The organism is Pukyongia salina, assembly GCF_002966125.1.
GTDB classification, from domain to species: domain Bacteria; phylum Bacteroidota; class Bacteroidia; order Flavobacteriales; family Flavobacteriaceae; genus Pukyongia; species Pukyongia salina.
Genome location: NZ_CP027062.1, coordinates 1,362,556 through 1,376,897, shown reverse-complemented (window position 1 = coordinate 1,376,897; position 14,342 = coordinate 1,362,556). Strand labels below are relative to the sequence as shown.

Here is a 14,342-nt window from a genome sequence, read left to right as displayed (position 1 = left end):
ATCTATTTAGAGATGATCAAAGTAAGCGAACAAGCTAAAAGTAAGATTTCTCAGCTGATGACAGACGAGGGCTTTGCTGTAGAACAGGATTTTGTGCGTGTAGGGGTGAAGAGCGGTGGATGTTCGGGATTGTCTTATGAGCTAACTTTCGATAAACAATTAGGGGCTGAGGATAAGATGTTCGAAGACACACCCGTGAAGATCGTAGTAGATAAGAAGAGCTTTCTCTATCTGGTGGGGACCACCCTGGAATACAGTGGAGGGCTGAATGGAAAAGGATTTGTCTTCAACAATCCAAATGCTAACAGAACTTGCGGATGCGGAGAGAGTTTCTCTTTATAAATAGTGTAGAAAAAGAATCATGGGAAAATTTACCGAAGACGATTTAAAGAAAGAACTGGAAACCAAGGAATACGAGTATGGTTTCTACACCGATATTGCTTCAGAGACATTCCCTGCCGGCCTCAATGAAGATATCGTTAGAGCGATCTCTTTAAAAAAGGAGGAACCTCAGTGGATGACCGATTGGCGTCTCGAGTCTTTCCGTGTGTGGAAGGAAATGGTCGAGCCGGAGTGGGCTAATGTTCGCTACCAAAAACCGGATTTCCAGGCAATTTCCTATTATTCGGCGCCGTCAAAGAAACCGAAATACGATAGCATCGATGAAGTAGACCCGGAATTGCTTGATACCTTCAACAGGCTGGGCATATCCCTTGAGGAGCAAAAAAAATTAGCCGGGGTGGCGGTGGATATCGTGATGGATTCCGTTTCTGTGGCGACTACTTTTAAAGCAACTCTGGCCGAAAAGGGAATTATCTTTTGCTCAATTTCAGAAGCAATTAAAGAACACCCCGAACTAGTAAAAAAATACATAGGCTCTGTAGTTCCGCAAAAAGATAACTTTTATGCAGCATTGAACAGCGCTGTTTTTAGCGATGGCTCGTTCTGCTATATTCCGAAGGGTGTTCGGTGCCCTATGGAATTATCTACCTACTTCCGTATCAACCAGGCGGGAACAGGACAGTTTGAACGTACCCTTGTAATTGCAGATGAAGGAAGTTATGTAAGTTATCTCGAAGGGTGTACAGCTCCGTCCAGAGATGAAAACCAGTTGCATGCCGCAGTGGTGGAACTAATAGCCCTGGACGATGCCGAAATAAAATATTCTACGGTTCAAAACTGGTACCCCGGCGGAAAGGACGGTAAAGGAGGGGTGTACAACTTTGTGACCAAGCGGGGCCTTTGCGAAAAAAATGCGAAAATATCCTGGACTCAGGTTGAAACGGGAAGTGCCGTTACCTGGAAATATCCAAGTTGCATATTAAAAGGTGATAATTCTATTGGAGAATTCTACTCGATCGCGGTGACCAATAATTATCAGCAAGCCGATACAGGTACCAAAATGATTCACCTGGGCAAGAACACCAGAAGTACAATTATTTCGAAAGGGATTTCAGCAGGAAAATCACAAAACAGCTATAGAGGTCTTGTGAAGATTAGTCCGAGAGCCGAAAATGCCCGCAACTTCTCACAGTGCGATTCCTTATTAATGGGAAATAATTGCGGTGCTCATACTTTTCCATATATAGAGGCCAGTAATAAATCTGCAAGGATAGAACACGAAGCCACAACCAGTAAGATCGGGGAAGACCAGATCTTTTATTGCAATCAGCGTGGTATCGATACCGAAAAAGCTATTGCTCTTATAGTAAATGGATTTAGCAAGGAGGTTCTAAATAAACTTCCTATGGAATTTGCCGTAGAAGCACAAAAATTATTAGAAATAAGCCTTGAAGGTTCAGTTGGATAAAACTAAAAATTGAAAATGAAAAAAATCTTTTATTTATTCCTTATCGCAACTATTACATTCTCTTGTAATAATTCTGAAAAGAAAAACAGTGAGAACCCGGATGAGAACACCGAAATATCCGCAGAAGGCGGCAACGTGGTGGATGTAAGGATGCCTGTTTACAGAGGTGAGTTCATCTTTACCGATGAAGCAGCCGTGTTGAAAGGTAAAAACTTCGTTTACGGGGTGGTAATAGATACTGTTGCCCGTGAATTGGCTGCAAGAGTAGCACCTATAAAGAAGGATGAATTTGATATGGTCCCGGTTGTAGTCACTGGAATAGTATCGCCCAATCCTGCCCTTTCTGAAGGGAAAGAAGGCTGGGAGGAAGTGATCACCATAAAAAATATACTGAATGTGAGTGCGAAGCCCGCAGAGGCAGATGTTAAAATTGAAGACAAAAACTAAGATGTTAGAGATAAAAAACTTACACGCGAGTGTTGAAGAGAAGAATATCCTGAACGGGGTAAACCTGGAGGTTAAAGCCGGAGAGGTACATGCCATTATGGGTCCTAATGGATCGGGTAAAAGTACGCTGGCTTCTGTAATAGCAGGGAAAGAGGAGTTTGAGATCACTAAGGGAGATGTACTTCTGGAAGGTGAGGATATTACCGAACTGGACCCGGAAGAACGCGCTCATAAAGGAGTGTTTCTATCCTTTCAGTACCCGGTTGAGATTCCCGGCGTTACAGTGACAAACTTTATCAAGACGGCAATCAACGAATCACGTAAAGCACAAGGTCTTGAAGACATGCCTGCTTCAGAAATGCTAAAGAAGATCAAGGAAAAAGCAGATCTACTGGAGATAGACCGTAAGTTTTTATCCAGATCGCTGAACGAAGGATTTTCGGGAGGTGAAAAAAAGAGAAATGAGATCTTCCAGCTGGCAATGATGGAACCCAAATTAGCCATCCTGGACGAGACAGATTCCGGTCTGGATATCGACGCCCTTAAAGTGGTTGCCAACGGGGTGAACAAATTGCGCAATAAGGACAATGCTGTGATCGTGATCACTCACTACCAGCGATTGTTAGATTATATAGTTCCGGATTTTGTGCATGTTCTTATGGATGGCCGGATTGTAAAATCGGGCCCTAAAGAACTAGCGTACGAACTGGAAGAAAAAGGATACGACTGGATCAAGGAAGAAGTAAAGGCCTAGTGGCCGGAATGAAGGACAGCTTATGAATTTGAAAAATAAATTATTATCCTCTTATATCGCCTTCGAAGATCATCTCGAAGCAGACTCCCCTATTTACGACTTAAAGAGCAAGGCTATCAAGATCTTTGAGAACGAAGGATTCCCGTCTAAGAAAATGGAGGATTGGAAATACACCTCTCTAAATTCCCTGTTGAAAACAGATTACAGTCTGTCGCCTAAGAAAGACCACGCCGTCGAATTTAAGGATGTAAAGCAGTATTTCCTGCATGATATCGACACCTACAAAATTGTATTTGTTGACGGTGTTTATAATTCTTTTCTTTCTGAAACTACTCACGACAAGATGGATGTTTGCCTTTTGTCGGCAGCACTCAGCAAACCGAAATATCAGCCTGTAATTGAGGCTTATTTCAATAAAGTTGCAGGAAATGACAGTCTTACATCTCTCAATACCGCTTTTGCACGAGAGGGGGCATATATCTACATTCCGAAACACCGGGAAGTGGAAAAACCTATAGAGGTGATCAATTTCGCAACCGGCAACGAAGCGGCATTGATGCTACAACCTCGTAATCTTATCATTGTTGGTGAAAATGCCCATGTACAAATTATAGAAAGGCACCAAAGTCTTTCCGAAAATGCAGTTTTTACCAATTCGGTCACCGAGATCTTTGCCGAAAAACGTGCCTATGTGGATTACTATAAGATCCAGAACGACAGGGCGAATGCTTCCCTGATAGATACTACTTATATTTCACAGGAAGAACAAAGTAACTGCAGGGTGCATACCTTTTCCTTTGGTGGAAAAATGACAAGGAACAACCTTAATTTCTACCAAAGAGGAGAACGATGTGATTCTACACTAAAAGGAATCACAATTCTTGAAGGAAAACAACATGTAGACCACAATACCCTGGTAAACCATATCGAACCCAATTGTGAAAGTCATCAGGACTACAAAGGGATTTTCGGAGACTCGTCTACCGGTGTATTCAATGGCAAAGTGGTTGTAGAAAGAGAAGCACAGAAAACAGATGCATTTCAGCAAAATAACAACATCCTGATAGACGACAAGGCTACGATAAACGCTAAACCACAGTTGGAGATCTTTGCAGACGACGTAAAATGTTCACATGGTTGTACCATAGGACAGCTGGATGAAGAAGCCTTGTTCTACCTGCGTTCCCGTGGAATAGCGAAAAAGGAGGCCAGAGCACTACTTATGTATGCTTTCGCGAACAATGTGCTGGAGAGTGTAAAGATCCCTGAGTTGAAAAGGCGAATCAATAAACTGATCGCCACCAAGATAGGAGTTCATCTTGGGTTCGACCTTTAACGCATTACAATGAATATCCGGATGGCATTTAACGTGACTCAAATACGAGAAGATTTCCCCATACTTAAACGCGAGGTGAATGGGAAGCCATTGATTTATCTGGACAATGCGGCCACTTCACAAAAACCAAAACAAGTAATAGATAGTATTACACACTATTACACTCACTATAATGCCAATATACATCGTGGTGTACACACCCTTTCCCAGGAAGCCACCGATGCCTACGAACAAGCGCGAAAAAAAATACAAAAGCATTTTAATATCGCTCACGGCCATGAAGTGATCTTTACTTCGGGAACCACAGATGGTATCAACCTGGTTGCAAATGGTTTTTCTTCTTTTCTGAAAACTGGAGACGAAGTTATAGTATCGGCCATGGAGCATCATTCCAATATTGTACCCTGGCAGATGTTGTGTGAAAGAACAGGTGCACTACTGAAAGTGATCCCCATGAGCGAAGAAGGTACACTAATCCTTGGCGAGTATGATACATTGCTTACGGAAAAGACAAAACTCGTTTTCGTGAACCATATATCCAACGCACTGGGAACCATTAATCCCATCGAGGAAATTATTGAAAAGGCACACAATTACGGAGCAGCAGTGTTGGTTGATGGGGCGCAGTCCTGTTCTCATATAAAACCGGATCTACAGGCATTGGATGTGGACTTCTATGTTACCAGTGCACATAAGATGTGTGGACCAACCGGAGTGGGAATGTTGTATGGAAAAGCGGAGTGGTTACATAAATTACCTCCATACCAGGGTGGTGGGGAAATGATCGCTGAAGTAACTTTCGAAAAAACCACTTATGCAGACCTGCCTCACAAATTTGAAGCCGGAACCCCCAATATTGCGGGAGGAATTGCTTTTGGCACAGCGATTGACTATTTAAACGAAATAGGTTTCGATGCGATCGCTCAGCATGAATCTCAACTGTTGGAATATGCTACTGCGGAATTATTAAAAATTCCCGGCTTGCGTATCTATGGTACGGGAAAAGATAAAACTTCAGTAATTTCCTTCAACGTTGAAGGAATACATCCTTATGACGTAGGGACTATACTTGATAAGCTGGGTATCGCCGTAAGAACAGGACATCATTGTGCTCAACCTATCATGGATTTTTATAAGATCCCGGGAACAGTAAGGGCTTCTTTTGCTTTTTACAATACCATGGAGGAAGTAGACGCATTGGTAAACGCTGTTAGGCAAGCCCAAAATATGCTAAGCTAAAATTAGAAATTTAAGAAGGCCGAAGAATTATAGTATCTTCGGAATAAACAAAATAATTGTATTATGAAAACACTAATCTCACTATGTATTGTTGCAACTTTGTTTATAAGCTGCGATGAAACTAAAAAAGTAATCGACACGGCCGGAAATGTTCAATTAGCAGGTAACTATACTGTTACCATCCTTGCAGATGAATTGGTGTCGCAAAACCCGCCTACCATCTCATTCATGGCTTACGACAAGACTGTAAAAGGTAATACGGGTTGTAACTCGTTCTTCGGAAGCTATACGCTGGACCTGTACGCCCTGTCTTTCTCTGATATTGGTTCTACCGAAATGGCCTGCGACGAGCCCATAATGACCAATGAGAATCTGTTCTTACAAGCCTTGAGAAATACAGGATCTTACTCGATTGAAGATAATGTCCTTACTCTATTTTCAAGAAATGACAGAAGCATATTATTGAAAGCACAGAAAGTAGTAAACAAATAGGATCTTTGGTATGAGCATCGCAGCGATACAAGAAGAATTGATCGATGAGTTCTCCCTTTTCGAAGATTGGATGGATAAATACGAACATCTTATTCAGCTTGGAAAATCACTGCCATTGATAGATCCGCACCGCAAAACCGACGATAAGTTAATTAAAGGTTGTCAAAGTAAGGTGTGGCTGGATGCATACTTAGAAGAGGATAAGGTGATCTTTACCGCCGATAGCGATGCGATTATTACCAAAGGGATCATTGCCGTACTAATTCGAGTTTTCTCGGGCCATAGTCCGGAAGACATCGCCTCTGCCAATACAGATTTCATTGATGAGATCGGGCTGAAGGAACACCTGTCACCTACCCGTGCGAACGGATTGGTGTCTATGATAAAACAAATGAAATTATATGCTGTGGCTTTTCAGGCCCAGCTTAAGAAATAAAAAATGAGTACAACCGAAATTGACACCACCGAATTAGGTGAGAAAATAGTAAAGGTCCTTAAAACGATCTACGACCCGGAGATCCCGGTTGATATTTATGAGCTTGGTTTGATCTATGATGTGTTTGTTAATGAAGACCTGGAAGTAAAGATCCTCATGACGCTCACAACGCCTAACTGCCCTGTAGCAGAGTCATTGCCTTTGGAAGTAGAAGACAAGGTAAAGTCTATAAAGTTGGTTAAAGATGCGGAAGTTGAGATCACCTTCGATCCACCATGGAGTCAGGATCTAATGAGCGAAGAAGCCAAACTGGAATTGGGTATGCTTTAAAAAACGCAGTTATGTCGAAAGCCGGAATTGACGCCATCTCATTTTATGTCCCTCCCTTGTATGTGCCAATGCAGGAACTCGCTGCAAAGCGAGATATTCCTTATGAAAAACTTCGAAGAGGTCTTGGTTTGGAAAAAATGGCGATCCCCGATATCAACGAAGATGCCGCCAGTTTTGCAGCCAATGCTCTGCTTAGTCTTATTAGGGATAATGAGATCGATCCCACCCAAATAGGACGTATTTACCTGGGAACGGAAAGTGCGGTTGATGGTTCAAAACCAACAGCTACGTACGCTATAGAAGTTGTTGAAGATATCCTGTCCAACCAATACGGTGACCGTTGTTTTAAAAATTGTGATGTCGTCGACCTCACTTTTGCATGTGTAGGGGCAGTAGATGCCATGCATAATTGCCTGGATTGGGTAGAAAATGGCGAGAATAGAAAAGCGGTAGTTATTGCTTCAGATCTGTCTAAATACGAGCTTCACTCCACAGGCGAATACACCCAGGGAGCCGGTGCTGTAGCGGTACTTCTCACCAAAGATCCATCCCTGATCGCTATAAGTCCAAACTGGGGTGTGGCAACAAAAAGTGTAGGAGACTTTTTCAAGCCGAGACGCTTTTTTAATAAACAGCAGTTGGCCAAAGAGTTGCTACAGCAGCTAAATGGTAATTATTCGGATGAAGAGTTAAACGATCTTATTTCCGGGACCGAATCCGGTTTTTGGAATGAGAAAAACGAATTAGTAGAGTTGTTCAAGGAGGAACCGGTTTTCGACGGACAATACTCCAACCAGTGCTACAGCGATCGCGTAACTGAAGCTCTGGAGCACTTTAACGAACAATCCAGCACCAACTTTCTGCACGACTGGGAATACCTTGTATTTCATTTACCTTATGCATATCATGGGCGAAGGATAATTTTTTCAAACTGGCTGGACTGGATTGAAGCCGATGGTAGACTGGATGAACTGCTACAGGAGATAGGACCACAAACAGACGACAGAAAAACCTGGGAGCGTCTGGCAAGCAAATCCACGATGTACCGTGAATTTGTTGAAACCAGGATCGAAAAAGGAGAACGCGCCTCTTCTTTAATTGGGAATATGTACACGGCTTCGATCTTTATGGCATTGCTCAGCCTGTTAAGGAGTTCTTACGACAGCAAGGAAGAACTATCAGGAAAGAAAATTGGATTCATTGCCTACGGTAGTGGTTCGAAATCGAAAGTTTTTGAAGGGACAGTTCAGAAGGAATGGAAAGAAAAAATTGCTTCGGTAAATATCTTCAATATACTCGACAAGCGTAAAGCCATTGATGTGGCATTATACGAAAAGATCCATAGCAGGATCCAGCAAACCCCGGTTCATGAAAATGCGGGAGTTGCCTTGAGTGATATAGAAACAGACAACGAAAATACCAAAGGCCTCCGAAAGTATTCATAAGTACTACTAACCATGGCAGATGAAATTATAAACAGAGTTGCAAACAGCAAATTGATCACTTTCGATCTGGAGGATCATTATCCCGAAGGTGACCGAGTATTTCTGGATATTTCAGAATGGTTATTTGAAGGTATTGTACTCCGTGAAAAGGAATTCAGAAATTATGTGAAGAACCATGATTGGAGTGTCTATAACAACGCATATCTCGCCGTTGGATGCACTTCAGAGGCGATCGTTCCGGCATGGGCATATATGCTCGTATCGCTGCATGCTGCCAAATATGCCAAGAAAGTGGTTTTTGGGGATCTAACAACCCTGGAAACAATATTATTTACAGAAATTATCGACACACTCGACCTTAGTGAATACCAGGATAAACCTGTGATCATTAAAGGGTGCACCCATAAACCTATTCCGCAAAACGCTTACCTTCTGCTGGCTCAGAAACTTCAAAAGACGGCCAGCAGTATAATGTATGGTGAAGCTTGTTCTTCTGTACCGCTGTATAAGAAGAAGTGATCTTTACTTCCGCATAGCGAAATGTTGCATCCTTTTATCGAAAATGGATTAAAATAAGCGCTGGTGTTTTCTCAGATATCGGATTAATAGTAATTTTACCGCCTTAATAAACAATACCATGAAAAAACTAGTAATTCTTACAATTTTTTTGATAGCTCCATTCGCCCTGTTTGCACAGGATGAGGAGAAAAAAGACGAACCGAAAGACGGTTGGTCGAAATCCGGTAATATTTCCCTGCTTTTTAGCCAGGCTGCCTTTAATGATGAATGGACCGGTGGCGGTACATCAAACTATGCCGCTAACCTGTCTCTTGCATACGATGCAAATTACCGCCAGGGTAAATTAGCCTGGGATAACCGTATCATGGCCGACTATGGTATAACAAAAACAAAAGACCAGGAGTTTACTCGAAAAACTAACGATAGGTTGGAGTTAAACTCAATTCTAGGGCGCCAGATCAATGAAAGTAATTGGTACTATTCATTTTTTATGAATTTCAGGACTCAGTTTACCTCCGGTTACGCCTATAGTACAGACACTGAAGGAAATGAGATCCGTACCGAAACCACTAAGTTGTTATCTCCCGGTTACATTCAGGGTGGTCCTGGTTTTCTTTGGAAGAAAAACGACAATCTAAAAGTGAACATCGCACCTGCTACGGCCAAATTGATCTTTGTTAGCAGTGAGTTTACCGATGTAGGTACCGATCCGGCTCTAATCATGGCGTTCAATGATGCTGGTGGTTATTTTGGAGTAGAAGCAAACGAAACGACTCGTTTCGAATTTGGTGCTGCCGTAGGGGCATACGCCAAGTTTGAAGTTATGCCTAATGTGATGCTCGAGAATATTCTAAACCTTTATAGCAATTATTTGGAAGATCCACAGAACGTGGACATCGATTATACCCTTAATCTGGTTATGGCCGTTAACAAATGGATAACAGCAAATGCTTCCTTCCAGGCGATCTACGATGATAATGCCGTTCAAGGATTCCAGATTCGTGAATCTCTGGGAATTGGGATCACTTACGGACTTTAATATTTTTTTACTGAATAAAAAAGCCGGCAAATGCCGGCTTTTTTGTTTTATAAAGATCTGCCACCTTCTGAAGGTTCAGAAGAAAAGAGATTATTCGATAATCTCTGGATATAGAAAATTATTATACGGAAAGCGGGTAATATGTATTTCTCTAACTTTCTGATAAACCACCTTTCGGAATTCCTCCAGATTCTCCTTGTTTAGGGCCGAAATAAATATCGCATCTCCACTTACCCTGCTCATCCAGGTACGTTTCCATTCCTCCAGCGTATAATGAGCCGTTGTCTTTTCGGTAACAAGATCGTCACTCTCTATTATCTCCGGTTCGAAGGCATCTATCTTATTAAACACCATGAGTACCGGTTTATCCGAACTTCCTATCTCGTCCAGGATCTGGTTCACAGAATCGATATGATCCTCGAAGGAAGGATGAGAAATATCCACAACATGCAGTAGCAGATCGGCTTCCCTAACCTCGTCCAGCGTACTTTTAAAGGATTCTACCAACTGGGTAGGTAACTTTCGTATAAATCCAACCGTGTCGCTAAGTAAAAAAGGAAGGTTACCAATTACAACTTTTCTCACAGTGGTATCCAGGGTGGCGAATAATTTGTTCTCGGCGAAGACCTCGCTTTTACTAATAACATTCATTAGTGTAGATTTCCCTACATTGGTGTATCCCACCAATGCAACCCGCACCAACGCTCCTCTGTTGCCCCGCTGAACTTCCATCTGGCGGTCGATCTTAGCCAGCTTCTTTTTCAGCAAGGAGATGCGGTCGCGCACAATACGCCTGTCCGTCTCGATCTCGGTTTCCCCGGGACCACGCATCCCAATACCACCACGTTGTCGTTCAAGGTGAGTCCACATCCCTGCCAGCCTGGGCAGCAAGTATTCGTACTGGGCAAGTTCCACCTGGGTGCGCGCATAGCTCGTTTTTGCCCTTTGAGCGAAGATGTCGAGAATAAGGTTAGTTCGATCGATGATCTTACACTTCAGGATACGTTCTATGTTCTTTTGCTGTGCAGGCGATAGTTCATCGTCAAAAATGGCAGTGCCAATATCATTTTCACGTACGTATTCTTCCACTTCATCCATTTTCCCGGAACCAATAAAAGTCTTGGGATTGGGCATTTCCATCTTCTGCACAAATCGTTTTAACACCTCCCCACCGGCAGTATAGGCGAGGAATTCAAGCTCGTCCAGGTATTCGGTCGCTTTCTCCTCGTCCTGCTGTTGGGTGATCAATCCTATGAGGATCGTCTTTTCGTATACTATATCTTCTTTTTCTAACATAAATCTTAATAGGAGGGCAAAGATACAAAAGCTTTGCTTCGGAATTTTGTAATTTACAGGGCTTTATATCGCAGAATTTATGCTGAAAAAGGAAAACCACAACTACTACACCTTCGCTTTTTACAATGTGGAGAATCTTTTCGACACACAAAATGATCCGAAAACCCTGGACGATGACTTCACTGCAAAATCGAATAGGAACTGGAATGAAAAACGCTTCAGAAAAAAACTTAGAAAAATGGGGAGAGCAATCTCCCAGATAGGTTATAATGAAATTGGTCATCCACCAGTTCTAATAGGCCTGGCTGAAGTTGAAAACAGGTATGTACTTGAAGAGCTTGTTTCGTCAAAATACCTAAAACACAAGCATTACGGGATCGCTCATATCGATTCGCCAGACGAAAGAGGTATAGATACAGCCTTGCTTTACAGAAAAGACCACCTGCAGATAAAAAATATCACGGCGCATACTGTTCACGTTGTAAACGAAGAAGGAATACGGGATTATACTCGCGATATATTAGAGGTTGAAGCCATTTTGGAGGATTTTAAAATTCATATTCTAGTGAACCACTGGCCTTCACGAAGAAAGGGTGTGGAAGAGACAGCCTTCCGAAGAATGGCAGCCTCTGAAAAAGCCCACGAGATCGTGCAGCAGATTCAAGCCGTGGATCCTAATGCCCGGATCGTGGTGATGGGAGATTTTAACGACGATCCTGAAAGCGACTGTATAAAACATCTGGTCGGTACAACATTCTACAATCCAATGGAATTATTACTCACCCGTGATGAGGGTAGTGTGACTTATAAAGGTGGCTGGTTTTTATTCGATCAGATACTTATTTCGAATAATTTCATGCAGCAACATGGTAACGATTTTCGATTTCAAAAGGCTGCTATTTTCAACCCCGAACATCTCAAGGAATATAAAGGTAGAAGAAAAGGAAGTCCATTCCGAACCTTTCTGGGACGGCGGTATGCAGGAGGGTTGAGCGATCATTTCCCGGTTTATGCCATCTGCTCGATTGAGCAATCCTGATTTTCCGTTAACATGTTTTTAGTCGGGAATTTCTCACATTTAATCTAAAAAAAATGAAGGTATTAACTACCTTTATATTTTTAACTATTTTAGTGAATCAAAACAACCAACCTTACCCTCATGAAAAAAGATTACACCTTCAACTTTTCATACTTAAACCGAAGAACTAACACCGCAGTTTTAAGCTTTATCCTCTTTTTCTTTACTGCACTTGCTTTTGCACAAGGGCCCGGATGTCCTAATGTTGATGCGGGAGCCGATGTAGATCTGGACTGTGGCGTGGACTGTGTGGATCTTACAGCCAGTTTTTTGCAAACAGGAGAGACCACTAGTTATGACGTGACGTCTATCACCTATGCTCCGCCTTTCCCATTTACGGGAGGAACACCTGTATCTGCAAATACAGACGATATTTGGTCACCCATAATTCCTATTCCCTTCGATTTTTGTTTTTTCGGAGAAACGTATTCTGAAATGATCATCGGTTCGAACGGGGTGGTTGCCTTCGATTTTACACAACCCGATACTACACCAAATGGCTTTTGCCAATGGAGTTTCGAGCCTACCGAAACTATACCAGATCCCGTCGAATTGTTTCGAACTACTATTTTCGGTGCCTATATGGATATCAATCCGGCCGTAGCCGGATCGGGTCAGATCAATTTTGAGGTATTCGGATCTGCACCCTGCAGAACCATGGTGATCAATTTTCCGGATGTACCTTATTTCAGCTGTAATAACCTTATAATGACCTCTCAGATCGTTATGTATGAAACGACCAATGTAATAGAGGTATATATAGAAGAACGTTCGGATCAATGTCCTACCTGGAATGACGGCCTTGCTATCATTGGGATCCAGAATCAGGACGGAACGGTAGGATTTACACCTCCGGGAAGAAACACGGGGAACTGGGCTGCCACTCAAGAAGCCTGGAGATTTACTCCTAACGGTACTTCGAACGTAGACTTCTCCTGGCTAGACGCCAGTGGAACCGTACTGGGAACCGATCCTACGCTCAATGTTTGTCCAACAGACCCTGTTACCGAATATACCGCTCAAGCGATCTATACCAATTGTAACGGAGATGTGATCACCGAAACAGATACTGTTACCGTAACCAAAGTTGCTTCGTTTACGGTAGACTTGGGTGAAGATCAGGAATTCTGTGATGTCGCATCCTACGATATTACTGCCGATGTTCAGGGAATCGATCCAACCCAGGCCACCTACCTGTGGAATACAGGTGCCACTACTCAAACCATTACTGTGTCACAAACCGGAACCTATACCTGCGAAGTTACCTTCGACACCTGTACATTGATGGACAGTGTGGACATAGAATTTAATGAGGATCCCGATATTGATCTGGGGCCTGATTTTGAAACTTGTTTTGAAGATCCGGTAGTACTGGACGCTTCTCCTTCTAATTATGATCCTGCCGTTGCCACCTACGAGTGGAGTCTGGACGGGGTAGTGATCGCAGGCGCAACAAGCCCTACCATAACGGTGGTTGTTGGCGGAACTTATTCGGTAGTAGTGACTGTGGGTATATGCTCAAGTAGTGATACAATTGTGATCTCGCCCAGGAGTGATCTGGAAGTTGCCCTTGGAGATGATTTCAAATCGTGCCCAAATGAGCCTCAAACCCTAACAGCCGTTACTAGTGAAACCGATGTTACCTTCGAATGGTTACTAAATGGTGATACCATAGAAGGAGAGACGAGCAACACTTTGGAAGTAATGCTTGAGGAAGGCGTTATGGGAACACAAACCTATACGGTAATCATCACTAAAGGTGAATGTACCGGTACAGACGATATTAATATCGAAACCTATGAGGTTGGAAATTGTGTGATCTCTCAAGGTATTTCGCCTAATGGGTCACCGGGCTTTAATGACGAGTTGGATCTTGAATTCCTATCAGACAGAGCAGGAGGAATTTTACAAATTCAAATATTTAACAGACTTGGTCTGGTTGTTTATCAGAAAAGTAATTATGTGAATGAATGGGTAGGACAGTCGGACGATGGAAACGAATTGCCTACCGGAACATATTTCTATGTGATTGATCTGGCTTCCGAAGATCCGGTTTATGGTGCTCAGGCCACAGGATGGATCTACCTGAATCGCGACGCAAATTAAGCTCAAAGACAACAA

At 42.7% G+C, this 14,342-nt stretch carries 15 protein-coding genes; 14 read left to right on the top strand and 1 reads right to left on the bottom strand.

Annotation, left to right across the window (positions count from 1 at the left end):
- Nucleotides 1-12: 12 nt before the first annotated feature.
- The 12 genes from C5O00_RS06135 to C5O00_RS06080 all read left to right on the top strand — a co-directional run bounded on the left by C5O00_RS06135 (nucleotide 13) and on the right by C5O00_RS06080 (nucleotide 9,847).
- The gene (locus C5O00_RS06135; RefSeq protein WP_105215866.1) at nucleotides 13-342 is read left to right on the top strand and encodes a HesB/IscA family protein; all 330 of its coding nucleotides are present in this window, start codon (nucleotides 13-15) and stop codon (nucleotides 340-342) included.
- Between the two features lie 19 nt (nucleotides 343-361).
- A complete protein-coding gene (gene sufB / locus C5O00_RS06130) occupies nucleotides 362-1,810 on the top strand; it encodes a Fe-S cluster assembly protein SufB (protein WP_105215865.1) in 1,449 nt (482 codons plus the stop codon).
- A 15-nt stretch (nucleotides 1,811-1,825) separates the two neighbouring features.
- Nucleotides 1,826-2,257: a hypothetical protein gene (locus tag C5O00_RS06125; protein WP_105215864.1), complete on the top strand. Its 432-nt coding sequence runs from the start codon at nucleotides 1,826-1,828 to the stop codon at nucleotides 2,255-2,257.
- Nucleotide 2,258: 1 nt separating this feature from the next.
- Nucleotides 2,259-3,011 (top strand): Fe-S cluster assembly ATPase SufC, encoded by a 753-nt coding sequence (gene sufC / locus C5O00_RS06120; RefSeq protein ID WP_105215863.1) that lies wholly within the window; start codon nucleotides 2,259-2,261, stop codon nucleotides 3,009-3,011.
- 22 nt (nucleotides 3,012-3,033) lie between these two features.
- Complete coding sequence (gene sufD / locus C5O00_RS06115) at nucleotides 3,034-4,347, top strand: Fe-S cluster assembly protein SufD (protein ID WP_105215862.1); 1,314 nt, start codon at nucleotides 3,034-3,036, stop codon at nucleotides 4,345-4,347.
- A 9-nt stretch (nucleotides 4,348-4,356) separates the two neighbouring features.
- A complete protein-coding gene (locus tag C5O00_RS06110) occupies nucleotides 4,357-5,586 on the top strand; it encodes an aminotransferase class V-fold PLP-dependent enzyme (protein ID WP_244593036.1) in 1,230 nt (409 codons plus the stop codon).
- Between the two features lie 63 nt (nucleotides 5,587-5,649).
- A complete protein-coding gene (locus C5O00_RS06105; protein WP_105215861.1) occupies nucleotides 5,650-6,078 on the top strand; it encodes an META domain-containing protein in 429 nt (142 codons plus the stop codon).
- A gap of 10 nt (nucleotides 6,079-6,088) precedes the next feature.
- Entirely contained in the window at nucleotides 6,089-6,514 is a 426-nt protein-coding gene (locus tag C5O00_RS06100) for a SufE family protein (protein WP_105215860.1), read from the top strand.
- A gap of 3 nt (nucleotides 6,515-6,517) precedes the next feature.
- Nucleotides 6,518-6,844, top strand: coding sequence for a DUF59 domain-containing protein (locus tag C5O00_RS06095; RefSeq protein ID WP_105215859.1), 327 nt, complete (start codon nucleotides 6,518-6,520; stop codon nucleotides 6,842-6,844).
- An 11-nt stretch (nucleotides 6,845-6,855) separates the two neighbouring features.
- On the top strand, nucleotides 6,856-8,289 hold the full coding sequence (locus C5O00_RS06090; protein ID WP_105215858.1) for a hydroxymethylglutaryl-CoA synthase family protein: 1,434 nt from the start codon (nucleotides 6,856-6,858) through the stop codon (nucleotides 8,287-8,289).
- Between the two features lie 12 nt (nucleotides 8,290-8,301).
- Nucleotides 8,302-8,808, top strand: a complete 507-nt coding sequence (locus C5O00_RS06085) for a DUF2480 family protein (RefSeq protein WP_105215857.1) — start codon at nucleotides 8,302-8,304, stop codon at nucleotides 8,806-8,808.
- Between the two features lie 118 nt (nucleotides 8,809-8,926).
- Nucleotides 8,927-9,847, top strand: a complete 921-nt coding sequence (locus C5O00_RS06080) for a DUF3078 domain-containing protein (protein WP_105215855.1) — start codon at nucleotides 8,927-8,929, stop codon at nucleotides 9,845-9,847.
- A gap of 90 nt (nucleotides 9,848-9,937) precedes the next feature.
- Here the strand turns inward: C5O00_RS06080 and hflX are convergent, their stop codons facing one another.
- Entirely contained in the window at nucleotides 9,938-11,143 is a 1,206-nt protein-coding gene (gene hflX / locus C5O00_RS06075; RefSeq protein WP_105215853.1) for a GTPase HflX, read from the bottom strand.
- A gap of 79 nt (nucleotides 11,144-11,222) precedes the next feature.
- Here hflX and C5O00_RS06070 point away from each other — a divergent pair, with 79 nt between their 5' ends.
- Both C5O00_RS06070 and C5O00_RS06065 read left to right on the top strand, forming a co-directional pair.
- The gene (locus C5O00_RS06070) at nucleotides 11,223-12,182 is read left to right on the top strand and encodes an endonuclease/exonuclease/phosphatase family protein (RefSeq protein WP_105215851.1); all 960 of its coding nucleotides are present in this window, start codon (nucleotides 11,223-11,225) and stop codon (nucleotides 12,180-12,182) included.
- A 120-nt stretch (nucleotides 12,183-12,302) separates the two neighbouring features.
- Entirely contained in the window at nucleotides 12,303-14,327 is a 2,025-nt protein-coding gene (locus C5O00_RS06065; RefSeq protein ID WP_105215849.1) for an NIDO-like domain-containing protein, read from the top strand.
- Nucleotides 14,328-14,342: the final 15 nt, after the last annotated feature.

Bases quoted from the DNA above. Each gene is read 5' to 3' on its own strand.
- C5O00_RS06135 (WP_105215866.1), top strand. From the start codon at position 13: ATGATCAAAGTAAGCGAACAAGCTAAAAGTAAGATTTCTCAGCTGATG.
- sufB (WP_105215865.1), top strand. From the start codon at position 362: ATGGGAAAATTTACCGAAGACGATTTAAAGAAAGAACTGGAAACCAAG.
- C5O00_RS06125 (WP_105215864.1), top strand. From the start codon at position 1,826: ATGAAAAAAATCTTTTATTTATTCCTTATCGCAACTATTACATTCTCT.
- sufC (WP_105215863.1), top strand. From the start codon at position 2,259: ATGTTAGAGATAAAAAACTTACACGCGAGTGTTGAAGAGAAGAATATC.
- sufD (WP_105215862.1), top strand. From the start codon at position 3,034: ATGAATTTGAAAAATAAATTATTATCCTCTTATATCGCCTTCGAAGAT.
- C5O00_RS06110 (WP_244593036.1), top strand. From the start codon at position 4,357: ATGAATATCCGGATGGCATTTAACGTGACTCAAATACGAGAAGATTTC.
- C5O00_RS06105 (WP_105215861.1), top strand. From the start codon at position 5,650: ATGAAAACACTAATCTCACTATGTATTGTTGCAACTTTGTTTATAAGC.
- C5O00_RS06100 (WP_105215860.1), top strand. From the start codon at position 6,089: ATGAGCATCGCAGCGATACAAGAAGAATTGATCGATGAGTTCTCCCTT.
- C5O00_RS06095 (WP_105215859.1), top strand. From the start codon at position 6,518: ATGAGTACAACCGAAATTGACACCACCGAATTAGGTGAGAAAATAGTA.
- C5O00_RS06090 (WP_105215858.1), top strand. From the start codon at position 6,856: ATGTCGAAAGCCGGAATTGACGCCATCTCATTTTATGTCCCTCCCTTG.
- C5O00_RS06085 (WP_105215857.1), top strand. From the start codon at position 8,302: ATGGCAGATGAAATTATAAACAGAGTTGCAAACAGCAAATTGATCACT.
- C5O00_RS06080 (WP_105215855.1), top strand. From the start codon at position 8,927: ATGAAAAAACTAGTAATTCTTACAATTTTTTTGATAGCTCCATTCGCC.
- hflX (WP_105215853.1), bottom strand. From the start codon at position 11,143: ATGTTAGAAAAAGAAGATATAGTATACGAAAAGACGATCCTCATAGGA.
- C5O00_RS06070 (WP_105215851.1), top strand. From the start codon at position 11,223: ATGCTGAAAAAGGAAAACCACAACTACTACACCTTCGCTTTTTACAAT.
- C5O00_RS06065 (WP_105215849.1), top strand. From the start codon at position 12,303: ATGAAAAAAGATTACACCTTCAACTTTTCATACTTAAACCGAAGAACT.